The organism is Escherichia sp. WS568 (assembly GCF_046486085.1).
Taxonomy (GTDB): domain Bacteria; phylum Pseudomonadota; class Gammaproteobacteria; order Enterobacterales; family Enterobacteriaceae; genus Escherichia; species Escherichia coli.
On sequence record NZ_JBJQMC010000016.1, the window covers coordinates 55,660 to 82,568 of the forward strand.

The window sequence follows — 26,909 nt, forward strand, 5'->3', positions numbered from 1 at the left end:
TGGTGGACCAGAAAAGGGCTTGTCTCTTCTCATCAGGGTAGCTATAGTGTCGCCCCTTCGCAGACCATGGGTCTAAAGACGAAGGCAGCGCAGTCAATCAGCAGGAAGGTGGCATGTCTGCACAACCCGTCGATATCCAAATTTTTGGCCGTTCACTGCGTGTGAACTGCCCGCCTGACCAAAGGGATGCGTTGAATCAGGCAGCGGACGATCTGAACCAACGGTTGCAAGATCTGAAAGAACGCACTAGAGTCACAAATACTGAACAGTTGGTCTTCATTGCCGCATTGAATATCAGCTATGAGTTAGCGCAAGAAAAAGCGAAGACTCGTGACTACGCGGCAAGTATGGAACAGCGTATTCGGATGCTGCAGCAGACCATAGAACAAGCGTTACTTGAACAAGGTCGCATCACCGAAAAAACTAACCAAAACTTTGAATGACACTTTTCGGTTTACTGTGGTAGAGTAACCGTGAAGACAAAATTTCTCTGAGATGTTCGCAAGCGGGCCAGTCCCCTGAGCCGATATTTCATACCACAAGAATGTGGCGCTCCGCGGTTGGTGAGCATGCTCGGTCCGTCCGAGAAGCCTTAAAACTGCGACGACACATTCACCTTGAACCAAGGGTTCAAGGGTTACAGCCTGCGGCGGCATCTCGGAGATTCCCTTCTTATCTGGCACCAGCCATGACGCAACTACCAGAACTCCCACTGACATTATCCCGACAAGAAATCCGCAAAATGATTCGGCAACGTCGTCGTGCGTTAACGCCGGAACAACAGCAGGAAATGGGTCAACAAGCTGCTACCCGGATGATGACTTATCCCCCAGTGGTGATGGCGCATACGGTCGCTGTATTCCTCTCTTTTGATGGCGAACTCGACACCCAGCCACTTATAGAACAACTCTGGCGCGCCGGTAAGCGCGTATATCTTCCAGTTTTGCATCCCTTCAGTGCCGGTAATTTGCTGTTCCTGAATTACCATCCGCAAAGCGAACTGGTGATGAACAGGTTGAAGATCCATGAGCCAAAACTGGATGTGCGTGACGTGCTCCCCCTTTCCCGATTAGACGTGTTGATCACACCGCTGGTCGCCTTTGATGAGTACGGTCAGCGCCTGGGAATGGGCGGTGGTTTTTATGATCGAACCTTACAAAACTGGCAGCACTATAAAATGCAACCGGTGGGTTATGCGCATGATTGTCAGTTGGTGGAAAAACTCCCCGTTGAAGAGTGGGATATCCCTCTTCCTGCGGTGGTTACACCGTCGAAAGTCTGGGAGTGGTGAGGGCGACACACCTGCATCGCCCTGATTGACATCGTTGATTCTTTAACCTAATTTAGTGAGTAAGGGTAAGGGAGGATGACTCCTCCCCTGAGACTGACTGTTAATAAGCTGGGAAACTTATGAGTAACAGTACAATCAGTATGATGACAAGTCGCATCATAACCCTTCTCCTTCAAGCCCTCGCTTCGGTGAGGGCTTTACCGTTACAGCCCCATGCTGCCCTGCCATCGTAAATCCCCATTAAATAAACACAACGCATTGATCTGACTTTGATTTATTTTCTGGAGCAGACTCGCAAAGTAGAATGCGCAATGCGGCAACGGTGTGGAAAAGGGATAAAAAAACGGGCAAGTCAGTGACCTGCCCGTTAATTTTCAGAGAAGGGGAATTAGTACAGCAGACGGGCGCGAATGGTACCCGGAATAGCTTTCATTGCCTGCAGCGCTTTTTCGGCAACGTCTTCGTCGGCTTCAATATCAATAACTACATAACCCATTTGCGCAGAGGTTTGCAGATACTGGGCAGCGATGTTGACGCCCTGCTCGGCGAAGATTTTGTTCAGCGCAGTTAACACGCCCGGACGGTTTTCGTGGATGTGCATCAGACGACGCCCACCGTGCAGTGGCAGCGAGACTTCCGGGAAGTTCACCGCAGAGAGCGTTGAGCCATTGTCAGAATACTTGATCAATTTACCCGCAACTTCCAGGCCGATATTCTCCTGCGCTTCCTGAGTCGAACCGCCAATGTGTGGCGTCAGAAGGACGTTGTCGAATTCACACAGCGGAGAGGTAAATGGATCGCTATTGGTTGCCGGTTCCGTCGGAAATACGTCGATTGCCGCCCCCGCCAGATGTTTGCTCGCCAGCGCGTCACACAGCGCCGGAATATCCACCACAGTACCGCGCGAAGCATTAATCAGCAGCGAGCCGGGCTTCATTAGTGAAATCTCTTTCGCACCCATCATATTTTTGGTGGACGGATTCTCTGGTACATGCAGACTCACCACATCGCTCATATTCAGCAGGTCAGAAAGATGCTGTACCTGAGTGGCGTTGCCCAGCGGCAGTTTGTTTTCAATATCATAAAAGTAAACATACATTCCCAGCGATTCAGCCAGAATGCCCAATTGCGTACCAATATGACCGTAGCCGATGATACCCAGCTTTTTGCCGCGCGCTTCAAAAGAACCCGCCGCCAGTTTGTTCCACACGCCACGGTGCGCTTTAGCATTGGCTTCCGGCACGCCGCGCAATAGCAGCAGCAGTTCGCCAATCACCAGCTCCGCAACAGAGCGCGTATTTGAGAACGGTGCGTTAAATACCGGGATCCCGCGTTTTGCCGCCGCATCCAGATCAACCTGGTTTGTTCCGATACAGAAACAGCCAATAGCGACCAGTTTTTCTGCGGCGTTGATCACGTCTTCAGTCAGATGGGTACGGGATCGCAGGCCGATGAAGTGGGCATCGCGGATGGATTCTTTTAATTGTTCATCATCCAGCGCGCCTTTGTGAAATTCGATGTTGGTGTAACCCGCTGCACGAAGGCTTTCAAGCGCCTTTTGGTGCACGCCTTCTACCAGCAGAAACTTAATCTTGTCTTTCTCCAGCGATACCTTTGCCATTTACCCAATCCTGTCTTTTGAAATGTTGTGTGCGGATTTGCATCCGCCTTTCAACATATCAAAAAATAATATTGCGGCAATATGAACGTTTGCGTCGCAATGTTGAGGAAATATCACGCAAAGGTATTTCTTGGATGAATATGCTGGTTTAGAGGGTTTATTTAGAGCAATCGACAATAGCCAGGTAAAAACGTGACACATGTCACCAAATTTAATGAAGAGAATTTTTTTAACGGGGGAGGTTCCCCCGTCAGATCATTTCACAATGGTTTTGACACCGTCAGGTGTGCCAATCAGCGCAACGTCCGCGCCACGGTTAGCAAACAAGCCAACAGTCACCACGCCAGGAATCGCATTTATGGCGTTTTCCATCGCTATCGGGTCAAGGATTTCCATGCCGTGGACGTCGAGGATCACGTTGCCGTTATCGGTCACCACGCCCTGGCGGTATTCCGGACGACCGCCCAGTTTCACCAGCTGGCGCGCCACTGCACTACGTGCCATCGGGATAACTTCTACTGGCAGCGGGAATTTGCCCAGAATATCAACCTGCTTGGAGGCGTCGGCAATACAGATAAATTTTTCCGCAACCGAAGCAATGATTTTTTCACGGGTCAGCGCCGCACCGCCGCCTTTGATCATTTGCATGTGGCCGTTGATTTCATCTGCGCCATCAACGTAGATGCCAAGGCTGTCGACTTCGTTGAGATCAAAAACGTGAATGCCGAGGCTTTTCAGTTTTTCAGTGGAAGCATCTGAACTGGAAACGGCCCCTTCAATCTGGCCTTTCATCGTGCCGAGCGCGTCAATAAAGTGTGCGGCGGTGGAACCTGTACCTACACCAACAATGGTGCCGGGCTGAACATACTGAAGTGCCGCCCATCCTACTGCTTTTTTCAATTCATCCTGCGTCATGATCGTTTCGCCTGTGGTATGAAATTTCACACGCATTATATACAAAAAAAGCGATTCAGACCCCGTTGGCAAGCCGCGTGGTTAACTCATCCATAAAATATCGCGCAATGGCGGGCATCCCCTTTCGCCCGGCAAATAAAGCATACAACGGTCTGGGTATGCCGCTCCACGGTGCGAACAGGCGCACCAGTTCACCGTTGGCAAGCCCCTGTTTACAGGCAAATTGAGGCAATAACGCCACGCCATTCCCGCCAAGCACTGCCTGCAACATGACGCGAATGTTATTTGTCTGCAAACGCGCCTCGGGATGCAGCGTAATCTCCTGGTCGCCATTCATTAACTGCCACTGGCTCCCGCCATTGTTCGTCAGGCGGAGGATCCCGTCGACGCGGTTAAGATCGTCAATGGCCTTCACCTGCGGATGGCGGGCCAGCCACTGCGAACTGGCAACTAAAATATCAGCCTGGGTATGTAATTTTTTATAATGCAGCGTCGAGTCCGCAAGCGCGCCGGAAGCCGTAACCAGCGCAATATCAATGCCTTCAGCGACCATATCCACCGGGCGATTAATTGCCAGCAGTTGCACCTTCGCCAAGGGCCAGCGGGCGATAAATTCACTGACGAACTCACCAAACCATGTTTCAGCCATAAATACCGGCGCGCTGACGCGCAGCATTCCCTGTGGGCTTTCCTGGGCGGCCATCACCACCGCTCTGGCCCGTTCCCCCTGAGCCACCAGCGCCCGACACTCGACAGCAAACTGTTCCCCTGCCGCCGTCAGGGCCAGACGCCGCGTAGTTCGCTGAATAAGCCTCACGCCGAGGCGCTCTTCCAGCGCTGCCATTCGACGGCTTAATACCGATTTCGACACACCCGCACGCAGCGCCGCCTGGCTGTAGCTGCCTTCATCGGCAATCAGGGCAAAGTAGTAGTAATCATTCCAGTCGATCATGATTGTTCTATTTTCACAACAATGAAGTTCAATTATGTCTATTTAATCACCATATCAACAACAATTAAACTTCTCTCATCGCAGAAATGAGAGCAACCCCATGAAAATTCTCCATATCGATAGCAGTCCAATGCTTAAGCATTCAAGTTCGCGGAAATTAAGCCAGGCGCTGGTAGAAGCGCTTTGCCAACGTTTCGCGCAAGCCACAATTATTCATCGCGACGTTGGCCTGACGCCCCCACCCCATTTGCGTGAAGAAACCTTTCTGGCGCTTTGCGGTAAAGCGGAGTGCGAGAACGCACAAATTCAGCAGGAGGTGAATGATATCCACGCTGCTATTGATGAACTGGCATCGTGCGATGTGCTCATTATTGGCGCGCCGATGATTAATCACAGCGTTTCATCTGGCCTCAAAACCTGGATAGATCAGGTCTGTCAGGCTGGTTTAACGTTTCGTTTTACTTCCGCTGGTGCCGTTGGGTTACTGACGGATAAACCGACGTTTATTGTCTCGACGCGCGGCGGTATCTATTGCGATGAAGCACATCTGGCGCTGGATCATCAGGAAAGTTATCTGCAAGCCACGCTGAAATTAATGGGCATTACCAATACACATATTTTACGTGCGGAAGGTGTCGACAAAACCCAACCGGGACGCGAACTCGCCGAGCAAAATGCATTAGCGCAAATCCCTGATCTCATAACACACGTATTTAATCATTATCTTTAATATAAAAGGAGTTATTATGTCTATTAAGCAAAATTTATTTGCCGCATTATTTCTTTGCACTCTCACAGGACACGCATTTGCAGCAACCGAGATACACAAACCGGACAATAATCTTGAACAGTTATCAAAAGTGAGCATGTCCACACACAATAGCAATCCAGCGGGCGTTGAAAGCCAAATCAAAGAGAAAGCGGAAGAGTTACAAGCCAGCAATTACTACATCAGTTCTTTCTCCGGTAAAAATTATATCCACGCCACTGTGATTTTCTATAAATAATCACTCTGTTTAACGGGAGCATGGAATTATTCCATGCTCCGCTGCCAAAATGAAATAAAAAATGAAAAAAGCTAATCTTACAGGTACGTTGGTTTGCTTTGTCGCATGCCTTATTTTTTTGTCGTCCGGTGATATTTTTCGTGAAAAGCCAATCGCGCTAATATGGTTCCTTCGACAAAACATACTCTTTTTTACGGGAACCCTTGCGTGGTGTCTGATGACGCTGACGATGTGTTTATCGTTGCGTTCATCATGGCTTAACAAAGTGCTGGGCGGTCTGGATAAAGCATGGCGATTACATAAGTGGGCAGGAATATGCGCCATAGCGTTTGCTTTCGCCCACTGGCTGGATGAAAAATTACCCCAGTTATTCGTCGCCTTTGGCTGGCTTACTCACCCTGGTAAAATCGTTGATATTAACCTGACGCCAGTACAAGAAAATTGGCTTCATGCGGGACTGTTGGTGGGTGAATGTGCAATGTTTATTATGATAGCGATGATTTTCGTGTCTCTTAGTAAAAAAGTTCCCTATCATTTATTTCATCTTGTTCACCGTTTGTTCCCCGTCTTTTATCTGGCAATTGCCTTTCATGTGTTTACTGCTTTGTTTAAATCATACTGGTGGGAAACTCCTGCTGCGTATTTATTAATTTTAATTACTATTCCGGGCGTCTTTGCGGCTTTCATTTCGCTGCTGAAATTAAACGGTAGTAAAAACAAGCATCAGGCTACCATTAAAAACATTGTTAACCATCCGGGACAAATTACCGAAGTCACCCTTGAGCTGGAACATGCCATCGACTATTCTCCGGGACAGTTTGCATTCTTAACGTTCGCACACAGTAAAGAATCTCACCCTTTTACTATCGCTTCATATACCAAAGAGAAGAACACGTTGCGCTTTGCGATCAAACATTTAGGGGATTATACCTCGACTCTGGCATCCTCGATAAAAATCGGCCAGTCCGCCTTCGTTGAAGGGCCATGGGGAAAGTTTGATTTTACTCTCCCTTGCTCCCACCAGGTCTGGATAGCAGGAGGCATCGGCATTACCCCCTTTATCGCCCAGCTTGAGTATCGTAAACATCATGGCGCGTCCTTTGTTCCTGTGGATCTCTGGTATTGCGTCAGCCGAAGCGAGGATGCCTGGTATATTGATAAACTGACCTCACTTTGTGCCCAGGCCAGGGTCACACTGCATCTGCTTGATGCGCATAAAGGTGAGCGCCTACAGGTGCACTATCTTACTGATAAAATAGCAAATAAAGGTGACACCCATTTCTGGTTTTGCGGCCCACAGAGTTTTGCCAAAGCGCTCAGCAAAGGGTTATATGAAAATGGGATTGCCAGCCAAAACTTCCATTTCGACCGTTTTTGTATGCGTTAAATGCTCTGTACCCAACGCAAAATTGTGTCATAGTGCAGGAAAAAGCATTTACCAGGAGCAGACAACAGCAATGAAACGCCCGGACTACAGAACATTACAGGCACTGGATGCGGTGATACGTGAACGAGGATTTGAGCGCGCGGCACAAAAGCTGTGCATTACACAATCAGCCGTCTCACAGCGCATTAAGCAACTGGAAAATATGTTCGGGCAGCCGCTGTTGGTGCGTACCGTACCGCCGCGCCCGACAGAACAAGGGCAAAAACTGCTGGCACTGCTACGCCAGGTGGAGTTGCTGGAAGAAGAGTGGCTGGGCGATGAACAAACCGGTTCGACTCCGCTGCTACTTTCACTGGCGGTCAACGCCGACAGTCTGGCGACGTGGTTGCTTCCGGCGCTGGCTCCTGTGTTGGCTGATTCGCCTATCCGCCTCAACTTGCAGGTAGAAGATGAAACCCGCACTCAGGAACGTCTGCGCCGCGGCGAAGTGGTCGGCGCGGTGAGTATTCAACATCAGGCGCTGCCGAGCTGTCTTGTCGATAAGCTCGGTGCGCTCGACTATCTGTTCGTCAGCTCAAAACCGTTTGCCGAAAAATATTTCCCTAACGGCGTAACGCGTTCGGCATTATTGAAAGCACCTGTGGTCGCCTTTGACCATCTTGACGATATGCACCAGGCCTTTTTGCAGCAAAACTTCGATCTGCCTCCTGGCAGCGTACCCTGCCATATCGTTAATTCTTCAGAAGCGTTCGTGCAACTTGCTCGCCAGGGCACCACCTGCTGTATGATCCCGCACCTGCAAATCGAGAAAGAGCTGGCCAGCGGTGAACTGATTGACTTAACGCCTGGGCTATTTCAACGACGGATGCTCTACTGGCACCGCTTTGCTCCTGAAAGCCGCATGATGCGTAAAGTCACTGATGCGTTACTCGATTATGGTCACAAAGTCCTTCGTCAGGATTAATCCATCAAATAATGCCTGATAGCACATATCAGGCATTATCCGCACGTCTTTTTGTATTCCTTGAATCACATCACAAAATAGACAAATCTCAGGCGGCAAAAAACGACGTCTGAATGCATTTTTTTGCTGGCGACAAACCCACGTAAAAAGCTCACCGTAAGCGCAAATACCCTCATTTTGATTGCGTTTTACGGAGCAAATAATGTCTAACGTGCAGGAGTGGCAACAGCTTGCCAACAAGGAATTGAGCCGTCGGGAGAAAACTGTCGACTCGCTGGTTCAGCAAACCGCGGAAGGGATCGCCATCAAGCCGCTGTATACCGAAGCCGATCTCGATAATCTGGAGGTGACAGGTACCCTTCCTGGTTTGCCCCCCTACGTTCGTGGCCCGCGTGCCACTATGTATACCGCCCAACCGTGGACCATCCGTCAGTATGCTGGTTTTTCAACAGCAAAAGAGTCCAACGCTTTTTATCGCCGTAACCTGGCCGCCGGGCAAAAAGGTCTTTCCGTTGCGTTTGACCTTGCCACCCACCGAGGCTACGACTCCGATAACCCGCGCGTGGCGGGCGACGTCGGCAAAGCGGGCGTTGCTATCGACACCGTGGAAGATATGAAAGTCCTGTTCGACCAGATCCCGCTGGATAAAATGTCGGTTTCGATGACCATGAATGGCGCAGTACTACCAGTACTGGCGTTTTATATTGTCGCCGCAGAAGAGCAAGGTGTTACACCCGATAAACTGACCGGCACTATTCAAAACGATATCCTCAAAGAGTATCTTTGCCGCAACACCTATATTTACCCGCCAAAACCGTCAATGCGTATTATCGCAGACATCATCGCCTGGTGTTCCGGCAACATGCCGCGATTTAATACCATCAGTATCAGCGGTTACCATATGGGTGAAGCGGGTGCCAACTGCGTGCAGCAGGTAGCATTTACGCTCGCTGATGGGATTGAGTACATCAAAGCAGCAATCTCCGCCGGGCTGAAAATTGATGACTTCGCTCCTCGCCTGTCGTTCTTCTTCGGCATTGGCATGGATCTGTTTATGAACGTCGCCATGTTGCGTGCGGCACGTTATTTATGGAGCGAAGCGGTCAGTGGATTTGGCGCACAGGATCCGAAATCACTGGCGCTGCGTACCCACTGCCAGACCTCAGGCTGGAGCCTGACTGAACAGGATCCGTATAACAACGTTATCCGCACCACCATTGAAGCCCTGGCTGCAACGCTGGGCGGTACTCAGTCACTGCATACCAACGCCTTTGATGAAGCGCTTGGTTTGCCTACCGATTTCTCAGCACGCATTGCCCGCAATACCCAGATCATCATTCAGGAAGAATCAGAACTCTGCCGCACCGTCGATCCACTGGCCGGATCCTATTACGTTGAATCGCTGACCGATCAAATCGTCAAACAAGCCAGAGCCATTATCCAACAGATCGACGAAGCCGGTGGCATGGCGAAAGCGATCGAAGCAGGCCTGCCAAAACGAATGATCGAAGAGGCCTCAGCGCGCGAGCAGTCGCTGATCGACCAGGGCAAGCGTGTCATCGTTGGTGTCAACAAGTACAAACTGGATCACGAAGACGAAACCGACGTCCTTGAGATCGACAACGTGATGGTGCGTAACGAGCAGATTGCTTCACTGGAACGCATTCGCGCCACCCGTGATGATGCTGCCGTAACCGCCACGTTGAACGCCCTGACTCACGCCGCACAGCATAACGAAAACCTGCTGGCTGCCGCTGTTAATGCCGCTCGCGTTCGCGCAACGCTTGGTGAAATTTCCGATGCGCTGGAAGCGGCATTTGACCGTTATCTGGTGCCAAGCCAGTGTGTTACCGGCGTGATTGCGCAAAGCTATCATCAGTCTGAGAAATCGGCCACCGAGTTCGATGCCATTGTTGCGCAAACGGAGCAGTTCCTTGCCGACAATGGTCGTCGTCCGCGCATTCTGATCGCCAAAATGGGCCAGGATGGGCACGATCGCGGCGCGAAAGTGATCGCCAGCGCCTATTCCGATCTCGGTTTCGACGTAGATTTAAGCCCGATGTTCTCTACACCTGAAGAGATCGCCCGCCTGGCAGTAGAAAACGACGTTCACGTAGTGGGCGCATCTTCACTGGCTGCCGGTCATAAGACGCTGATCCCGGAACTGGTCGAAGCGCTGAAAAAATGGGGACGCGAAGATATCTGCGTGGTCGCGGGTGGCGTCATTCCACCGCAGGATTACGCCTTCCTGCAAGAGCGCGGCGTGGCGGCGATTTATGGTCCAGGTACGCCTATGCTCGACAGCGTGCGCGACGTACTGAATCTAATAAGCCAGCATCATGATTAATGAAGCCACGCTGGCAGAAAGTATTCGCCGCTTACGTCAGGGTGAGCGTGCCACGCTCGCCCAGGCCATGACCCTGGTGGAAAGCCGTCACCCGCGTCATCAGGCGCTAAGTACGCAGCTGCTTGATGCCATTATGCCGTTCTGTGGTAACGCCCTGCGACTGGGCGTTACCGGCACACCCGGCGCGGGGAAAAGTACCTTTCTTGAAGCCTTTGGCATGTTGTTGATTCGTGAGGGACTAAAGGTTGCGGTTATTGCGGTCGATCCCAGCAGCCCGGTCACTGGCGGTAGCATTCTCGGGGATAAAACCCGCATGAATGACCTGGCGCGTGCCGAGGCGGCGTTTATTCGCCCGGTACCATCCTCCGGTCATCTGGGCGGTGCCAGTCAGCGAGCGCGGGAATTAATGCTGTTATGCGAAGCGGCGGGTTATGATGTAGTGATTGTCGAAACGGTTGGCGTCGGGCAGTCGGAAACGGAAGTCGCCCGCATGGTGGACTGTTTTATCTCGTTGCAAATTGCCGGTGGTGGCGATGATCTGCAGGGCATTAAAAAGGGGCTGATGGAAGTGGCAGATCTGATCGTTATCAACAAAGACGATGGCGATAACCATACCAATGTCGCCATTGCCCGGCATATGTACGAGAGTGCCCTGCATATTCTGCGACATAAATACGACGAATGGCAGCCACGAGTTCTGACTTGTAGCGCACTGGAAAAACGTGGAATCAATGAGATCTGGCACGCCATCATCGACTTCAAAACCGCGCTAACTGCCAGTGGTCGTTTGCAACAAGTGCGGCAACAACAATCGGTGGAATGGCTGCGTAAACAAACCGAAGAAGAAGTACTGAATCACCTGTTCGCGAATGAAGATTTCGATCGCTATTACCGCCAGACGCTTTTAGCGGTCAAAAACAATACGCTCTCACCGCGCACCGGCCTGCGGCAGCTCAGTGAATTTATCCAGATGCAATATTTTGATTAAAGGAATTTTTATGTCTTATCAGTATGTGAACGTTGTCACTATCAACAAAGTGGCGGTCATTGAGTTTAACTATGGCCGCAAACTTAATGCCTTAAGTAAAGTCTTTATTGATGATCTTATGCAGGCATTAAGCGATCTCAACCGGCCGGAAATTCGCTGTATCATTTTGCGCGCGCCGAGTGGATCCAAAGTCTTCTCCGCAGGTCACGATATTCACGAACTGCCGTCTGGCGGTCGCGATCCGCTCTCCTATGATGATCCGTTGCGTCAAATCACCCGCATGATCCAAAAATTCCCGAAACCGATCATTTCGATGGTGGAAGGTAGTGTCTGGGGTGGCGCATTTGAAATGATCATGAGTTCCGATCTGATCATCGCCGCCAGTACCTCAACCTTCTCAATGACGCCTGTAAACCTCGGCGTCCCGTATAACCTGGTCGGCATTCACAACCTGACCCGCGACGCGGGCTTCCACATTGTTAAAGAACTGATTTTTACCGCTTCGCCAATCACCGCCCAGCGCGCGTTGGCTGTCGGCATCCTCAACCATGTTGTGGAAGTGGAAGAACTGGAAGATTTCACCTTACAAATGGCGCACCACATCTCTGAGAAAGCGCCGTTAGCCATTGCCGTTATCAAAGAAGAGCTGCGTGTACTGGGCGAAGCGCACACCATGAACTCCGATGAATTTGAACGTATTCAGGGGATGCGCCGCGCGGTTTATGACAGCGAAGATTACCAGGAAGGGATGAACGCTTTCCTCGAAAAACGTAAACCTAATTTCGTTGGTCATTAATCCCTGCGAACGAAGGAGTAAAAATGGAAACTCAGTGGACAAGGATGACCGCCGATGAAGCGGCAGAAATTATCCAGCATAACGACATGGTGGCATTTAGCGGCTTTACCCCAGCGGGTTCGCCGAAAGCCTTACCCACCGCGATTGCCCGCAGAGCTAACGAACAGCATGAGGCCAAAAAGCCGTATCAAATCCGCCTGCTGACGGGGGCGTCAATCAGCGCCGCCGCTGACGATGTACTTTCTGACGCCGATGCTGTTTCCTGGCGTGCGCCATATCAAACATCGTCCGGTTTACGTAAAAAGATCAATCAGGGCGCGGTGAGTTTCGTTGACCTGCATTTGAGCGAAGTGGCGCAAATGGTCAATTACGGTTTCTTCGGCGAAATTGATGTTGCCGTCATTGAAGCATCGGCACTTGCACCGGATGGTCGAGTCTGGTTAACCAGCGGGATCGGTAATGCGCCGACCTGGCTGCTGCGAGCGAAGAAAGTGATCATTGAACTCAATCGCTATCACGATCCGCGCGTTGCAGAACTGGCGGATATTGTGATTCCTGGCGCGCCTCCGCGGCGCAATAGCGTGTCGATCTTCCATGCAATGGATCGCGTCGGTACCCGCTATGTGCAAATCGATCCGAAAAAGATTGTCGCCGTCGTGGAAACCAACTTGCCCGACGCCGGTAATATGCTGGATAAGCAAAATCCCATGTGCCAGCAGATTGCCGATAACGTGGTCACGTTCTTGTTGCAGGAAATGGCGCATGGGCGTATTCCGCCGGAATTTCTGCCGCTGCAAAGTGGCGTGGGCAATATCAATAATGCAGTCATGGCGCGACTAGGGGAAAACCCGGAAATTCCTCCGTTTATGATGTATTCGGAAGTGCTACAGGAATCGGTGGTGCATTTACTGGAAACCGGCAAAATCAGCGGGGCCAGCGCCTCCAGCCTGACAATCTCGGCCGATTCCCTGCGCAAGATTTACGACAATATGGATTACTTTGCCAGCCGCATTGTGTTGCGTCCGCAGGAGATTTCCAATAACCCGGAAATCATCCGTCGTCTGGGCGTCATCGCTCTGAACGTCGGCCTGGAGTTTGATATTTACGGGCATGCCAACTCAACGCACGTAGCCGGGGTCGATCTGATGAACGGCATCGGTGGCAGCGGTGATTTTGAACGCAACGCGTATCTGTCGATCTTTATGGCCCCGTCGATTGCTAAAGAAGGCAAGATCTCAACCGTCGTGCCAATGTGCAGCCATGTTGATCACAGCGAACACAGCGTCAAAGTGATCATCACCGAACAAGGCATCGCCGATCTGCGTGGTCTTTCCCCGCTTCAACGCGCCCGCACTATCATTGATAATTGTGCACATCCTATGTATCGGGATTATCTGCATCGCTATCTGGAAAATGCGCCCGGCGGACATATTCACCACGATCTTAGCCACGTCTTCGATTTACACCGTAATTTAATTGCAACCGGCTCGATGCTGGGTTAATGACTCGTCCCGTCACGATCTTCAGCAATATGCTGAAGCATCGTGGCGGTATAACGATGATTTCTGATTGAATAAAGATATTCCTACATATACATCGGCCTGTGCGGCGCATCAAAATATTTCAGCGTTGCCGGATTCACCAGTCGCCAGGCAAAATGCGGGATCACCGTCAGAAAATGTCCGCGCTCCACGGCGCTGATTTTGGCCATAAAACTGTAGGGACGATAAATAATGGTTGGATTGATCCCACAAGGTCGCATATTCGCATCAATCATTGCTTCGAAGTTGGCCCGGTTCTGAAAGCGCATTTGCAGCCAGGGCAGCTCCTGAAGCAGCTCTTGCTCTTGTCGCTCTTCATAACGGCGAGAAACGAGAAAGCCCAATCGCAGCGGTGGTAGTTCACTGATAGTCAGGTTTTCCAGTTCCTGAACTCGTGCAGATACATGCTGTGGGGAGATAATAAAATCTAACTGACGGTCAAAAAGATTATCGATAACGCCGTTTTCGCTGAACTCAACTGGCTGGGCGGTCACGCCTTCATACTTATCTCCGAGACTAATCAACTGATCGAAAATAATTGTCGGATAAGTATTATCTATGCCAATCACAATTTCTCGTGAACGACGCCCTGAGTTATGGATTTCATTATCAATCGCAGAAAGTCGTTGATAAACCGGGAACAGTTTTTGATACAGTTCCTGTCCGGCTTTATTGAGGCTGATATTATTATCTTTGCGGGTAAATAGCGTATAGCCAATTTGTTCTTCCAGCGCGGCAATGCTTTTACCAAATGGCGAAGCCGTCATATGGATTTTTTCTGCCGCCCGGGCAATATTATTGGTTTGCGCTAATAAAATGAAATTGCGCATCTTTTTCGAAATAAAAATGTCCATACCCCCTCCCCCGCATCCTTGTCCGCTTAACCGTTTCAGTCAGCCTATCCTTGATGAAACCGCGAGCAAAGATAGGTGATTACGTCATGGTTTTACAGAAAATTACAGAAAAAGGAGGCAATATCGGGTAAAGGCATTAGCCCGACGAATACGTCGGGCTACAAATATTATTGTGCTGCAGGTGTTTTAGCGGGTTGTTGATCCACAGGTTCTAACTGGAAGACCACATCGACCTGATCATCAAACTGAATAGCGGCCTGCTCGTAAGTTTCCTGGGCGGACACCGGCGCGGCATCGGCTTTCATCATCCGCACCATTGGGCTGGGCTGATAGTTGGAAACATGGTAGCGCACGCTATATACCGGCCCCAGTTTACGATGAAAGCCGTTCGCCAGTTCCTGCGCCTGATGAATCGCGTTATCAATCGCTGCCTTACGCGCTTTGTCTTTATAGGCATCCGGCTGCGCCACGCCCAGCGACACAGAACGAATTTCGTTAAGACCCGCCTTCAGCGCGCCATCCAGCAAGGAATTCAGTTTGTCTAACTGACGGAGCGTGACTTCCACCGTTCTCACAGCACGGTAGCCTTTCAGGATACTTTTACCATCCTGATAATCATAATCTGGCTGGGTGCGTAAGTTCGCTGAGCTGATATCTTTTTTCGCGATCTGATTGAGTTCAAGGAAGGAAATGTATTGTGCGACGCGCTCATCCGCCTGTTTCTTGGCAGTAGCGGCATCCTTCGCGGCCACGTTGACTTCAATCGCAAGAGTGGCAATGTCTGGCACCGCATCCACGCTTGCCGTACCGGAGGTGACAATATGCGGTCCATCCGGCAATTCGTTAGCCTGCGCTGCCATCCCGCTAATACCCATTAATGCCGCCAGGGCGATAACTTTGAACTTCACGTTAGTCTCTCCGTGTTAATTGACTTGCCTAAAATTCAGGACCTCTGGAGGCAAGCTTAGCGCCTCTGTTTTATTTTTCCATCAGATAGCGCCTAACTGAACAAGGCTTGTGCATGAGCAATACCGTCTCTCGCCAGCTGCAAGGCAATAAACCACATAACACATCCCACAACCAGATTGATAATGCGTTGTGATTTTGCCGTGCGCAGGCGCGGTGCCAGCCAGGCTGCGAGAATAGCCAGACCAAAGAACCACAGGAAAGAGGCGCTAATTGTCCCGAGCGCAAACCAACGTTTTGGTTCCACATCAAGTTGCCCGCCAAGGCTGCCCAGTACAACAAAAGTATCCAGGTAAACATGCGGATTCAGCCAGGTCACTGCCAGCATGGTGGCGATAATTTTCCATCTGCCTTGCTTCAGGACTTCGGCACTGGCTAACTCAATATTACTGCTCATCGCTGTTTTAAAAGCGCCAAAACCATACCACAGCAAGAAGGCTACGCCGCCCCAGGTGACCAGCGCCAGCAACCACGGCGACTGCATCAATAACGCGCTGCCACCAAAAATCCCCGCGCAAATCAGGACCAAATCGCTGATAGCGCAAAGTAAGGCAATCATAATGTGGTACTGACGACGAATGCCCTGATTCATCACAAAAGCATTTTGTGGGCCGAGCGGCAGAATCATAGCTGCCCCAAGAGCAAGACCTTGAAAGTAATAAGATATCACGTAATTAATTCCGGGCTAATTATCTGATGCGCAGACTATAGCGCAGGAATAACATTAGGGATAATTGATAAAATTAATATAGTATAAGTTGAATTAATAAACTGAAGGAACAGATATGCACTACCGACAATTACTCCCCTTTCTTTTATCAGGATTTCTTCTGTTATCTCCCTCGATTTTTGCTGCTGAAAAAATTCTTCGTTATACAGACCATGAACCCTACGGGGGAATGCGTACACAAATAATTAAAGAAATATTTTTTGCAGAAATTGAAAAAGAGTCGCAGGGGCGTTTGAAAATCGAACCACACTGGAACGGTGAAACCGCCATCAGCTATGACGCTCTGACGACAATAAGCGATGGCAGCAAAGCTGATATGGGTATAGTGGTGCCGGAATACACCGCGAAACAATTGCCGCTTCATCAAATCTTCAAGAGCTTTGCTATTGGCCCGGATCATGGAGCCAGTCAGGTAGAATTCTTTCGTCGCGTATATGCGGAAATTCCCGAATTTAACGCTGAACTTGAGCGTAACAATATCGTGAATTTACAGTTTTTCCTTGGCTACCCGGTAGGCTTTTTCTCTACCAGGCCCATTGATAAATTGACTGCGCTTCAGGGAACCACCTGGCGAACAGCCAGTTTCTGGCATCGGGCTTATTTAACTCATACGGGGGCAAAAACCGTAACTTTACCGTGGAATGATCAAATAACTAAAGCACTCATGGATGGAAAACTGGATGGTTTAATGGTCAATCTCGATAGCGGATATGACATCCATGCTGAACGTGCTGCGCCGAATGTGTTGCTCTCACCTTCTCTCTGGCTTGGTCATGTTTATCTGTTGGTAATGAATAAACAATCGTGGGAAAACCTTGATAACAGAGATCGTGAGGCTATTCAACGAGCTGCCATTACAACCGAGAAAGCACTGGGCAAGGCATTAGATAACAACCTGATCAGCATGGTAAAAACGCTTGAGCAGGAAGGTGCACAGGTTCGCTATCTGAAAAAATCAGGGCTGGACGCCTGGCAGAAAGCGATCGGTTATCAGCAAGAACAAGCACAGTGGGTAGAAAAGCAAAATAAGGAAGGCGTGGAGAAAGCCGGGGAAGTCATGCAAAAAGTTGCCAATATACTCGATGAAACAATGCGTTAAATTGGTAGTGCGCCCATGAACTTCATGGGCGCTTTACATGATTAACGAGTTACCGCTTCGTTTTCTTTATTTTCTTTCACCCGCTTAAAGTTCACATCCATTTGCGGGTACGGGAAGCTGATACCGGCGGCATCAAATTCACGTTTAATACGCTCCAGCACATCCCAGTACACGTTTTGCAGATCGCCGCTGTTGCTCCAGACGCGGACCACGAAATTAATCGACGATGCGCCAAGTTCATTCAGGCGCACAGTCATTTCGCGATCTTTCAAAATGCGATCTTCAGACTGGATAATATTGGTCAGGATCTGCTTAACCTGATCGATATCGGAATCATACGCCACGCCAATAATAAATTCGTTACGGCGAACTGGCTCGCGGGAGAAGTTAATAATATTTCCGGCAATAATTTTACCGTTCGGAATAACGATAATTTTACCGTCTGCAGTACGCATGGTGGTGGAGAAAATCTGCACACTCAGCACAGTACCGGCTACGCCGCCGAGGTCAACATATTCTCCGGCACGGAACGGGCGGAACATGACAAGTAACACGCCAGCGGCCAGGTTAGACAGTGACCCCTGCAAAGCCAGACCAACCGCTAAGCCTGCGGCACCGAGTACAGCAATGACTGACGCTGTTTGTACACCCACGCGGCCCAGTGCAGCGATTAGCGTAAAGGCGATAATTCCGTAACGGACTAACGCAGAAAGAAAATCAGCAACAGTGGCATCGATTTTACGGGAGATCATCAGGCGATTCACCGCGTTGGAAATCATCCGCGCGATAATCAAACCAACGATGATGATCGCGAGTGCCGCCACGATGTTTACTGCATAACTTAGCAGCAGCGCCTGGTTAGCCACCAGCCAGCTTCCCGCGCCGTTTATGCTATCGACAACATTCAAATCTTCCATTCAATATTCCTTTTCAACTGACTCAAAATGGAGAAATACACTCCGCCGCCTTATGACGGGCAGTCTGACAAGGGTAAACAATAAAGCATAATTTTGCCAAATAGATCACAGATTTCTCATCTGCATCACCTTGCTTTTGGCGAAAAAATCCCCGCAGAGCGGGGCTCAGACAGATATCAATGTGCGCTTTGTCATGCCGGATGCGGCGTGAACGCCTTATCCGGCCTACAAAAACCTGCGAATTCAATATATTGCAGGATACGTGTAGGCCTGATAAGCGTAGCGCATCAGGCAATTTTTCTTTTAGCAAAAAAAAGACCCGCAGAGCGGGCCTTGAGATAAGCAGAAAGGAATATCTTACAGAACGTCGATCGCGTTCAGTTCCTGGAATGCTTTTTCCAGACGAGCGATCATCGAAGTCTGACCGGCACGCAGCCATACGCGCGGATCGTAGTATTTCTTGTTCGGCTGATCTTCGCCTTTCGGGTTACCCAGCTGACCCTGCAGATAAGCTTCGTTTGCTTTGTAGTAGTTCAGAACGCCTTCCCAGGTTGCCCATTGGGTATCGGTATCGATGTTCATTTTCACTACGCCGTAGCTTACGGAGTCTTTGATTTCCTGAGCAGTAGAACCGGAACCACCGTGGAATACGAAGTTCAGGCTGTTGTGCGGCAGGTTGTGTTTCTTAGAAACATATTCCTGAGAGTCGCGCAGGATGGTCGGAGTCAGAACAACGTTACCCGGCTTGTAAACACCGTGTACGTTACCGAAGGAGGCAGCGATGGTGAAACGCGGGCTGATTTTGCTCAGCTCGGTATACGCATAATCAACGTCTTCCGGCTGGGTGTACAGTGCAGAAGCGTCCATGTGGCTGTTGTCCACGCCGTCTTCTTCACCACCGGTGCAACCCAGTTCGATTTCCAGAGTCATGCCGATTTTGGACATGCGCTCCAGGTATTTAGAGCAGATTTCGATGTTCTCTTGCAGAGATTCTTCAGACAGGTCGATCATGTGAGAAGAGAACAGCGGCTTACCGGTAGCTGCGAAGTGTTTTTCACCCGCGTCCAGCAGACCGTCGATCCACGGCAGCAGTTTCTTCGCGCAGTGGTCAGTGTGCAGGATTACCGGAACACCATAATGTTCAGCCATCTGGTGAACGTGATGCGCACCAGAGATCGCGCCCAGGATAGCAGCCCCCTGCGGAACGTCAGATTTCACGCCTTTACCAGCGATAAAGGAAGCACCACCGTTGGAGAACTGAACGATAACCGGTGCTTTAACTTTAGCAGCGGTTTCCAGTACGGCGTTGATGGAGTCAGTACCGACGCAGTTTACTGCTGGCAGTGCGAAGTTGTTTTCTTTTGCTACCTGGAAAACTTTCTGTACGTCATCACCAGTGATTACGCCAGGTTTTACGAAATCAAAAATCTTAGACATGTCTCTTGTCCTGTATCGTCGGGCCTTATACTCGTCATACTTCAAGTTGATGTGCTGCGTCTGCGTTCGCTCACCCCAGTCACTTACTTATGTAAGCTCCTGGGGATTCACTCTCTTGTCGCCTTCCTGCAACTCGAATTATTTAGAGTATGAAAAAATGCGTGCTCTAAAAGCGCGCTGAAACAAGGGCAGGTTTCCCTGCCCTGTGATTTTTTACTTCTTAGCGCGCTCTTCGAGCATCGCTACTGCAGGCAGTACTTTACCTTCCACGAATTCGAGGAATGCGCCGCCGCCAGTGGAGATGTAGGAGATTTTGTCAGCAATGCCGAACAGGTCGATTGCTGCCAGAGTGTCGCCGCCGCCAGCGATGGAGAACGCTTCGCTGTCTGCGATAGCGTTAGCCACAATTTCGGTACCTTTGCGGAAGTTCGGGAATTCGAACACGCCAACCGGACCGTTCCACAGAATGGTTTTCGCATTCTTCAGGATTTCAGCCAGTTCCTGAGCGGAAGCATCACCGATATCCAGGATCTGCTCGTCAGCTTTCACGTCGTTAACAGATTTCAGAGTAGCCGGAGCGGTTTCAGAGAACTCAGTCGCTACGCGAACGTCAGACGGAACCGGGATGTTGCAGGTGGTCAGCAGACGTTTAGCTTCGTCAACCAGGTCAGCTTCGTACAGGGATTTACCCACATCGTGGCCTTGTGCCGCGATAAAGGTGTTAGCAATACCACCACCAACAATCAGCTGGTCAGCGATTTTAGACAGGGAGTCCAGAACGGTCAGTTTGGTAGATACTTTAGAACCACCAACGATAGCCACCATCGGGCGAGCTGGTTCTTTCAGTGCTTTACCCAGCGCGTCCAGTTCAGCTGCCAGCAGCGGGCCTGCGCACGCAACATCAGCGAATTTACCGATACCGTGAGTAGAAGCCTGCGCGCGGTGAGCAGTACCGAATGCGTCCATTACGAACACGTCACACAGTGCAGCGTATTTTTTGGACAGGGTTTCGTCGTCTTTCTTCTCGCCTTTGTTGAAGCGAACGTTTTCCAGAACAACCAGTTCACCTTCAGCAACGTCAACGCCGTCGAGGTAATCTTTAACCAGACGAACCGGGTTAGACAGTTTGTCTTTCAGGTAGTTAACAACCGGCAGCAGAGAGAATTCTTCGTTGTACTCGCCTTCGGTAGGACGACCCAGGTGGGAAGTTACCATCACTTTTGCGCCTTGTTTCAGGGCCAGTTCGATGGTCGGCAGAGAAGCACGGATACGCGCATCGCTGGTTACTTTCCCGTCTTTTACTGGTACGTTCAGATCCGCACGGATAAATACACGTTTCCCAGCAAGATCCAGATCGGTCATCTTAATTACAGACATGGTGAATCCTCTCGTTGATTCTAAAAGTTTTGCAGACGCTGCTTGCGTCTTACCTGAAAGCAACAGTAGCCATAGCTAACGTCGTGTCGAGCATTCGGTTAGCAAAGCCCCATTCGTTATCGCACCAGACCAACGTTTTGATCAGGTGTGCGCCACTGACCCGGGTTTGGGTGCCATCGACAATGGCACTGTGCGGATCGTGGTTAAAATCTACAGAGACCAACGGCAATTCCGTATAGTCAACTATACCATGAAATGCACCTTGTGCTGCTTTTTGCAGCAACAGGTTGACTTCATTGGCTTTTACAGGTTTCTTCACCGTCACGCTTAAATCGATTGCCGTCACATTTATGGTTGGCACACGTACCGCAATCGCTTCAAAGCGATCGTTAAATTGCGGAAAAAATCGTGTGATACCGGCGGCCAGTTTAGTATCGACCGGAATGATCGACTGGCTGGCTGCCCGGGTGCGACGCAGGTCAGGATGGTATGCATCAATAACCTGTTGATCGTGCATGGCGGAGTGAATTGTGGTCACAGTGCCGGACTCAATACCGTACGCATCATCTAACAATTTGATGACGGGAATTATGCAATTCGTGGTACAGGAAGCGTTAGAAACGATGCGGTGTTCCGCACGAAGTTGATCCTGATTGACGCCGTAAACAACGGTCGCATCGAGATCGTTACTGCCAGGATGTGAAAAGAGCACTTTTTTAGCCCCGGCGGCAATATGTGCTTCGCCATGCTCGCGGGAGCCATATACGCCGGTGCAGTCGAGGACTACATCAACGCCAAGTTCACGCCAGGGGAGCGATTGCAGTGAACGTTCATGCAATACGCGGATGGCGTCATCACCAACAAAAAGTTGATCGCGTTCCTGTCGTACTTCCCATGCAAAACGGCCATGGCTGGTGTCATATTTCAACAAATGCGCCATGCCCGCAGCATCCGCCAGTTCGTTGATTGCCACCACGGTAATTTCCGCCCGGCGTCCGGATTCATACAAAGCACGAACCACATTACGCCCGATGCGACCGAAGCCATTTATCGCTACGCGTACGGTCATAGATCTCCTGCAAGGTTTTCCCTGAGCAAATTTGCCAGACAGAGTAATCCAGCAAATCGTCCGGGGAAACCTTACCTGTCGCAAACTGCGACTGATTGGTTAATTGTCGAACATTTAATCGACTGAAACGCTTCAGCTAGGATAAGCGAAACGTGGAATAAAAGGAATGATTGTCCAGTCAAAGAAGACAATTATCTGACTTACGTCACGTTTTCAGCCCCGCCACTGTGGAATTTATTCCACTTTGCAGAATCACGAATAAGCGTAGCAAAATCTTTTCGTTGTGCCGTCACAAACCCTGACTTATATCAGAATATGACTGATGCAGCGTCGATATTATCCGCAATACGTCCGAGTTTCGGAGTACTCCAATGATGACATTGCCCTACCCATATTCTTCCTCCGCACGCTTTTACGCGCTGCGCCTGCTCCCCGGGCAGGAAGTTCTCTCCCAATTACGCGCCTTCGCGCAGCAACAACAACTCCACGCTGCGTGGATTGCAGGTTGTACCGGCAGTCTGACTGACGTCGCCTTACGCTATGGCGGGCAAGAAAACACGGCCCTACTAAGCGGTAAGTTCGAAGTCATCGCATTGAACGGCACACTGGAACAGAGTGGTGAACATCTTCATCTCTGCGTTTCCGATCCACACGGCACGATGCTTGGCGGTCATATGATGCCCGGCTGTACCGTGCGGACCACGCTTGAACTGGTGATCGGTAGCCTTGAGGAACTGGCGTTTAGCCGCCAACCTTGCGCGCTTTCTGGTTACGACGAATTGCATATTTCCCCCGTTAAATAACTACTTTCAGAGAGGTTTTCTTATGGCGCGTCGCCACTTTTCCAGTCAGGCGTTGGTGTTGATCGTTATCTCTATCGCCATCAATATGATCGGCGGGCAACTGGCCAGCATGGTCAAATTACCTATATTTCTCGACTCCATCGGCACACTTATTAGCGCGGTACTGCTTGGTCCGGTGATCGGGATGCTGACCGGCTTACTGACCAATTTACTCTGGGGTTTGCTGACCGACCCGATCGCCGCCGCATTTGCGCCCGTCGCGATGGTCATCGGTCTGGTCGCCGGTTGGCTGGCGCGAGCGGGTTGGTTTCGCACCCTGCCAAAAGTCGTTGTCAGCGGCGTGATTATTACGCTAGCAGTAACGGTCGTCGCTGTACCGCTGCGTACTGCGCTGTTCGGCGGCGTCACCGGTAGCGGAGCCGATTTGTTCGTTGCCTGGATGCACTCTATGGGGCAAAACCTGGTGGAGTCGGTGGCGATTACGGTGATAGGCGCAAACCTGGTCGATAAAATTCTTACAGCGGTGATTGTCTGGCTTTTACTGCGCCAGCTGCCGATTCGCACCACGCGCCATTTTCCGGCAATGGCTGCCGTGCGCTAAATGCATCCGTTTACATCCTTAACGCTGTGGGCGCTGGCGGCCTGCACCACGCTTATCCTGCCCACACAGACAATACTGCCAGTCTATAGCGCGGCAACCTTTTTCTGCCTTATTGCGCTAAAGGCCACGCGGCGGCGGGCAAAATATGTTGTCTGGCTGATGTTCTCGCTGGGGGCTGGACTGTGGCTGGTACACGGTGGCTGGCTGACAGAATGGCTAAGCGGCACGCCACGCTCGCCAGAACGGTGGACGCATGCTATTACGCTCTGGTTGCGGATTCTGGCGATTGTTTCAACCTCGCAGTTGTGGATGCAATTCGTCCCAGTGCAACGTTTTATCCGCGCTTTGTTTGCTTCTCGCCTGCCGCCGGGCGTCGCTTATCTGTTCGCCGGGCCTTTGTTGGTCGTTGAGCAGTTAAAACGGCAATTAGCGATTATTCATGAAGCGCAGCGCGCCCGCGGCGTGCCGCTGGATGAGGGCTGGTATCAGCGTTTACGTGCTATGCCCGCGCTAATTATTCCGCTAACACACAATGCGCTAAACGATCTGGCTATCCGTGGTGCGGCGCTGGACATGCGGGCATTTCGGATCCACAACCGGCGCACTACGTTATGGGCACCAGCCGATAGCCCCCTACAACGCGTAGCGCGTTACACCATGATCTTGCTGATGCTGACAGAATTCGGAGCGTGGATATGGTTACGTTAGAACAGTTTAGCTATTGCCCGACACACTCAACGCATCCTCCGTTCTGTTATGACTTTCACTATGTCAAATCGGGGATGGTCGCCATCTTTGGTGACAACGGCAGTGGCAAAAGTACGCTGGCACAGCTGATGGCGGGCTGGTATCCGGACTTTCTGCCAGGAGAGATAACCGGCACGGGGACGCTTCTCGGTACGCCCATTGGGCATCTCCCGCTTAATGAACAATCCGCCACCATCCAGCTCGTTCAGCAATCGCCCTATTTGCAGCTCTCCGGCTGTACCTTTAGCGTGGAAGAAGAAGTTGCCTTTGGGCCAGAAAATCTGTGTCTTGCTGAAGAAGAGATTATGGCGCGGATTGATGCCGCCCTGACTCTGACCGAGTGCCAGCCGTTGCGGCATCGTCACCCGGCAACACTCTCCGGTGGAGAGACACAGCGCGTGGTCATCGCCTGCGCCATCGCGATGCAGCCAAAACTATTAATTCTTGATGAAGCCTTTAGTCGCCTGACGCCGCAGGCCAGCGAAATGCTGTTGCAGCGCTTACAACACTGGGCGTTTGAACGTGGTTCGCTGATTATTCTTTTTGAACGTCATCGCACACCTTTCCTGAACTACTGCCAGCAAGCGTGGCAACTGCAAAACGGAGCGCTCCAGCCACTATGCTAACGTTAAATCAGATATCTTATCGCTGGCCTGGCGCGGCAACGGATTGTCTTTGCGACATTTCTCTGCAACTCAAACAAGGCGAATGGCTGGCGCTGACCGGCGACAATGGCGCGGGAAAATCGACGCTGTTACGAGTAATGGCAGGTCTTCTTCCGCCCACAGCCGGTACGGTTATGCTGCAACAACAGGCGATGAAAAACCTGAAAAACCGCCAACGTGCAGCAAAGATTGGCGTACTGTTTCAGGAAGCGGAAAACCAGCTTTTTCACAGCACCGTCGCCGACGAGATCGCATTTGGTTTGAAACTGCAAAAATGCCCGGCGGATGAAATCACTCAACGTACCCATGCTGCCCTGCAATGCTGTCAGTTAGCAGACACTGCCAGCGCGCATCCGTTAGATCTGCATAGTGCGCAGCGACGGATGGTCGCCGTCGCCTGCCTGGAAGCACTCTCTCCGCCGCTATTGCTGCTGGACGAGCCGAGTCGGGATTTTGACGAAAATTGGATGAGCGTGTTTGAAAGCTGGCTGGAAAAGTGCCGTCAGCGAGGCACGAGCGTCATAGCAATCAGTCATGACGCCGCATTTACCCGGCGTCATTTCTCTCGGGTGGTGCGACTGGAAGATGGTGTAATCAGGAACGTTAATCCACCAGATGATATTCACCCGTAGCGGTCATCATTAAGGTCAAATTTGCAGGCAGACTCTCTTCCAGCACCCGGCGAACATTCGGCCCATCGGTACGGTCATAAAAGGCATCTGCGTCTGCCAGCGATAACCCTCCCGCCAGCTTGCGCCCCACCAGTCGTTCCCGCAACGCAGTAGCTGGCGCGTTGATAAAGATCGAGAAATCACAAAATTGCGCAAGCTGGCACCACTTCTCGTCGTCCAGCAACAACCAGTTTCCTTCGACGATGACGAGTGGTGCGGTAACGTGCAACGCATCTTCAACAGGATCATGCTTTTGTCGATCGTACTGTGGCCACGTACAATCCCCTTCCACGACCTGGCGCAGGTTTTCCGCCAGTTTCGCTACATTGAATGTCTCTGGTGCGCCTTTGAAGGGGCGCAATTGATGCGCATCCAGCCAGCTATTGTAATGGTGAAAACCATCCATCGGCAGCGTCTGTATAGCGGGTAGTTCCGGGTCTTGTTGCGCGAGATATTCCCAGAAGGTGGTTAGGGTAGATTTACCCGTCCCCGGCGGAGCGCAAAGAAAAACCACCGTACGCCGCTGCGGATTTACCGTCTGTAAGGCCGCCAACATGCGCAGCAACGGTTTATGTACATTTTCTATCTCATCAACATGGTACTGTGCTTGTACCTTCAGACCATTCACCGTTAATTCAATTTTCACGGCGTTAATTCCTTTAAGGTGGTCGTTACTGCCAGCGTCAGCGCCGTTTTGACCATCCCGCTAAAACGCGCCTCTGACCAGACGGCGAAATCGGCGAACTTCATCGCTTTCAACGCGTCATAGAGCGTCGCATTGCGGGTTATGCTATTGACGTTGCTGATAAAATCCCAGGTCATATCATCGGCAAATCCGGGCATTTCATTCTGTTCGTTCAGGTAATGCCAGAACTGGGAAAAGTGCGTGATATCGGCGTACAGCCATTTATCCATTTTCCCCAGCGCATAAATCAAACGCAGTGCAACATCAATATCGTCAAGCGGGCCGCTTTGGGCGAGTAACGGCTTCACTGCATATTCGACGATCTCTTCATCGTTATCGACAAACAGCGACGGTAGAAACTGGCGTATCCCCTGGAGCAAAATAGAATGCGCCGTTTTCATAAATGAAAATAAATTGTCCTGTGCCTCCAGTTGCTCAAGCACATCATCTTCTGTCAGCGTCGCCATTGGTCTTCCGAT

At 50.7% G+C, this 26,909-nt stretch carries 28 protein-coding genes, 1 other RNA gene and 1 pseudogene; 17 read left to right on the plus strand and 13 right to left on the minus strand.

The window, feature by feature from the left end; all coding sequences use genetic code 11:
- Positions 1-113: 113 nt before the first annotated feature.
- The 3 genes from zapA (at position 114) to ACJHWR_RS17220 (ending at position 1,291) form a co-directional block, all read left to right on the plus strand.
- A complete protein-coding gene (gene zapA / locus ACJHWR_RS17210; protein WP_001276008.1) occupies positions 114-443 on the plus strand; it encodes a cell division protein ZapA in 330 nt (109 codons plus the stop codon).
- Between the two features lie 41 nt (positions 444-484).
- A non-coding RNA gene (gene ssrS / locus ACJHWR_RS17215) (6S RNA) lies at positions 485-668 on the plus strand.
- A 20-nt stretch (positions 669-688) separates the two neighbouring features.
- Positions 689-1,291: a 5-formyltetrahydrofolate cyclo-ligase gene (locus tag ACJHWR_RS17220; protein ID WP_001298273.1), complete on the plus strand. Its 603-nt coding sequence runs from the start codon at positions 689-691 to the stop codon at positions 1,289-1,291.
- 100 nt (positions 1,292-1,391) lie between these two features.
- Here ACJHWR_RS17220 and ibsC read toward each other — a convergent pair whose 3' ends face one another.
- From ibsC to ACJHWR_RS17240, 4 genes are all read right to left on the minus strand, one after another.
- The gene (ibsC, locus tag ACJHWR_RS17225; protein WP_071525914.1) at positions 1,392-1,451 is read right to left on the minus strand and encodes a type I toxin-antitoxin system toxin IbsC; all 60 of its coding nucleotides are present in this window, start codon (positions 1,449-1,451) and stop codon (positions 1,392-1,394) included.
- A gap of 228 nt (positions 1,452-1,679) precedes the next feature.
- Positions 1,680-2,912, minus strand: coding sequence for a phosphoglycerate dehydrogenase (gene serA / locus ACJHWR_RS17230; protein WP_001151604.1), 1,233 nt, complete (start codon positions 2,910-2,912; stop codon positions 1,680-1,682).
- Positions 2,913-3,167: 255 nt separating this feature from the next.
- Positions 3,168-3,827 (minus strand): ribose-5-phosphate isomerase RpiA, encoded by a 660-nt coding sequence (rpiA, locus tag ACJHWR_RS17235; protein ID WP_000189743.1) that lies wholly within the window; start codon positions 3,825-3,827, stop codon positions 3,168-3,170.
- A gap of 55 nt (positions 3,828-3,882) precedes the next feature.
- Entirely contained in the window at positions 3,883-4,779 is an 897-nt protein-coding gene (locus ACJHWR_RS17240; protein ID WP_000568123.1) for a LysR family transcriptional regulator, read from the minus strand.
- Positions 4,780-4,879: 100 nt separating this feature from the next.
- Between ACJHWR_RS17240 and ACJHWR_RS17245 the strand changes: the two genes are divergently transcribed.
- The 8 genes from ACJHWR_RS17245 to scpC all read left to right on the plus strand — a co-directional run bounded on the left by ACJHWR_RS17245 (position 4,880) and on the right by scpC (position 13,770).
- The gene (locus tag ACJHWR_RS17245) at positions 4,880-5,509 is read left to right on the plus strand and encodes an FMN-dependent NADH-azoreductase (protein ID WP_000697439.1); all 630 of its coding nucleotides are present in this window, start codon (positions 4,880-4,882) and stop codon (positions 5,507-5,509) included.
- Positions 5,510-5,525: 16 nt separating this feature from the next.
- Positions 5,526-5,786, plus strand: a complete 261-nt coding sequence (locus ACJHWR_RS17250) for a DUF1471 domain-containing protein (protein ID WP_000023744.1) — start codon at positions 5,526-5,528, stop codon at positions 5,784-5,786.
- A gap of 61 nt (positions 5,787-5,847) precedes the next feature.
- On the plus strand, positions 5,848-7,173 hold the full coding sequence (locus ACJHWR_RS17255; protein ID WP_001305829.1) for a ferric reductase-like transmembrane domain-containing protein: 1,326 nt from the start codon (positions 5,848-5,850) through the stop codon (positions 7,171-7,173).
- Between the two features lie 70 nt (positions 7,174-7,243).
- Positions 7,244-8,137, plus strand: a complete 894-nt coding sequence (gene argP / locus ACJHWR_RS17260; RefSeq protein WP_000828351.1) for a DNA-binding transcriptional regulator ArgP — start codon at positions 7,244-7,246, stop codon at positions 8,135-8,137.
- A 202-nt stretch (positions 8,138-8,339) separates the two neighbouring features.
- Positions 8,340-10,484 (plus strand): methylmalonyl-CoA mutase, encoded by a 2,145-nt coding sequence (gene scpA, locus ACJHWR_RS17265; RefSeq protein ID WP_000073262.1) that lies wholly within the window; start codon positions 8,340-8,342, stop codon positions 10,482-10,484.
- Positions 10,477-11,472, plus strand: a complete 996-nt coding sequence (meaB, locus tag ACJHWR_RS17270; protein ID WP_000606503.1) for a methylmalonyl Co-A mutase-associated GTPase MeaB — start codon at positions 10,477-10,479, stop codon at positions 11,470-11,472. Before scpA ends, meaB begins: the two co-directional genes overlap by 8 nt.
- Before the next feature lie 10 nt (positions 11,473-11,482).
- A complete protein-coding gene (scpB, locus tag ACJHWR_RS17275; protein ID WP_000122080.1) occupies positions 11,483-12,268 on the plus strand; it encodes a methylmalonyl-CoA decarboxylase in 786 nt (261 codons plus the stop codon).
- Between the two features lie 23 nt (positions 12,269-12,291).
- Positions 12,292-13,770, plus strand: coding sequence for a propionyl-CoA:succinate CoA transferase (gene scpC, locus ACJHWR_RS17280; protein WP_000449952.1), 1,479 nt, complete (start codon positions 12,292-12,294; stop codon positions 13,768-13,770).
- Here the strand turns inward: scpC and srsR are convergent.
- The 3 genes and pseudogenes from srsR to argO all read right to left on the minus strand — a co-directional run bounded on the left by srsR (position 13,767) and on the right by argO (position 16,299).
- Positions 13,767-14,663, minus strand: a pseudogene (gene srsR, locus ACJHWR_RS17285) (LysR family transcriptional regulator SrsR). The gene scpC and the pseudogene srsR sit on opposite strands and share 4 nt — an antisense overlap.
- Positions 14,664-14,830: 167 nt before the next feature.
- Positions 14,831-15,571, minus strand: coding sequence for an oxidative stress defense protein (locus tag ACJHWR_RS17290; RefSeq protein WP_000669834.1), 741 nt, complete (start codon positions 15,569-15,571; stop codon positions 14,831-14,833).
- Between the two features lie 92 nt (positions 15,572-15,663).
- A complete protein-coding gene (argO, locus tag ACJHWR_RS17295; RefSeq protein WP_000626874.1) occupies positions 15,664-16,299 on the minus strand; it encodes an arginine exporter ArgO in 636 nt (211 codons plus the stop codon).
- A 115-nt stretch (positions 16,300-16,414) separates the two neighbouring features.
- On the opposite strand from argO, the gene ACJHWR_RS17300 reads away from it, so the two are divergent.
- Positions 16,415-17,458, plus strand: coding sequence for a C4-dicarboxylate TRAP transporter substrate-binding protein (locus ACJHWR_RS17300; RefSeq protein ID WP_000559340.1), 1,044 nt, complete (start codon positions 16,415-16,417; stop codon positions 17,456-17,458).
- A gap of 41 nt (positions 17,459-17,499) precedes the next feature.
- Here ACJHWR_RS17300 and mscS read toward each other — a convergent pair whose 3' ends face one another.
- The 4 genes from mscS to epd form a co-directional block, all read right to left on the minus strand.
- Positions 17,500-18,375 carry a small-conductance mechanosensitive channel MscS gene (mscS, locus tag ACJHWR_RS17305; protein WP_000389820.1) on the minus strand — a complete coding sequence of 292 codons (876 nt, stop codon included), beginning with the start codon at positions 18,373-18,375 and terminating at the stop codon, positions 17,500-17,502.
- Between the two features lie 357 nt (positions 18,376-18,732).
- Positions 18,733-19,812, minus strand: coding sequence for a class II fructose-bisphosphate aldolase (fbaA, locus tag ACJHWR_RS17310; RefSeq protein WP_000034372.1), 1,080 nt, complete (start codon positions 19,810-19,812; stop codon positions 18,733-18,735).
- A 213-nt stretch (positions 19,813-20,025) separates the two neighbouring features.
- Positions 20,026-21,189: a phosphoglycerate kinase gene (pgk, locus tag ACJHWR_RS17315; protein ID WP_000111269.1), complete on the minus strand. Its 1,164-nt coding sequence runs from the start codon at positions 21,187-21,189 to the stop codon at positions 20,026-20,028.
- A 49-nt stretch (positions 21,190-21,238) separates the two neighbouring features.
- Positions 21,239-22,258, minus strand: a complete 1,020-nt coding sequence (gene epd, locus ACJHWR_RS17320) for an erythrose-4-phosphate dehydrogenase (RefSeq protein WP_000218480.1) — start codon at positions 22,256-22,258, stop codon at positions 21,239-21,241.
- A 371-nt stretch (positions 22,259-22,629) separates the two neighbouring features.
- Between epd and ACJHWR_RS17325 the strand changes: the two genes are divergently transcribed.
- The 5 genes from ACJHWR_RS17325 to ACJHWR_RS17345 are packed head-to-tail and all read left to right on the plus strand — an operon-like array spanning position 22,630 to position 25,706.
- A complete protein-coding gene (locus tag ACJHWR_RS17325) occupies positions 22,630-23,061 on the plus strand; it encodes a PPC domain-containing DNA-binding protein (RefSeq protein WP_000988713.1) in 432 nt (143 codons plus the stop codon).
- Between the two features lie 22 nt (positions 23,062-23,083).
- A complete protein-coding gene (locus ACJHWR_RS17330) occupies positions 23,084-23,662 on the plus strand; it encodes an ECF transporter S component (RefSeq protein ID WP_000113903.1) in 579 nt (192 codons plus the stop codon).
- On the plus strand, positions 23,663-24,370 hold the full coding sequence (locus tag ACJHWR_RS17335; protein ID WP_000553244.1) for an energy-coupling factor transporter transmembrane component T: 708 nt from the start codon (positions 23,663-23,665) through the stop codon (positions 24,368-24,370).
- Positions 24,358-25,035, plus strand: coding sequence for an ABC transporter ATP-binding protein (locus tag ACJHWR_RS17340; protein ID WP_001305830.1), 678 nt, complete (start codon positions 24,358-24,360; stop codon positions 25,033-25,035). The genes ACJHWR_RS17335 and ACJHWR_RS17340 overlap by 13 nt, the downstream gene beginning before the upstream one ends.
- Entirely contained in the window at positions 25,029-25,706 is a 678-nt protein-coding gene (locus ACJHWR_RS17345; RefSeq protein ID WP_000956877.1) for an ABC transporter ATP-binding protein, read from the plus strand. Before ACJHWR_RS17340 ends, ACJHWR_RS17345 begins: the two co-directional genes overlap by 7 nt.
- Here the strand turns inward: ACJHWR_RS17345 and ACJHWR_RS17350 are convergent.
- Together ACJHWR_RS17350 and fumE are read right to left on the minus strand one after the other, a co-directional pair.
- Entirely contained in the window at positions 25,678-26,391 is a 714-nt protein-coding gene (locus ACJHWR_RS17350; protein WP_000687717.1) for a nucleoside/nucleotide kinase family protein, read from the minus strand. The genes ACJHWR_RS17345 and ACJHWR_RS17350 overlap by 29 nt on opposite strands.
- Positions 26,388-26,897: a fumarase E gene (gene fumE, locus ACJHWR_RS17355; protein ID WP_000224162.1), complete on the minus strand. Its 510-nt coding sequence runs from the start codon at positions 26,895-26,897 to the stop codon at positions 26,388-26,390. The genes ACJHWR_RS17350 and fumE overlap by 4 nt, the downstream gene beginning before the upstream one ends.
- Positions 26,898-26,909: the final 12 nt, after the last annotated feature.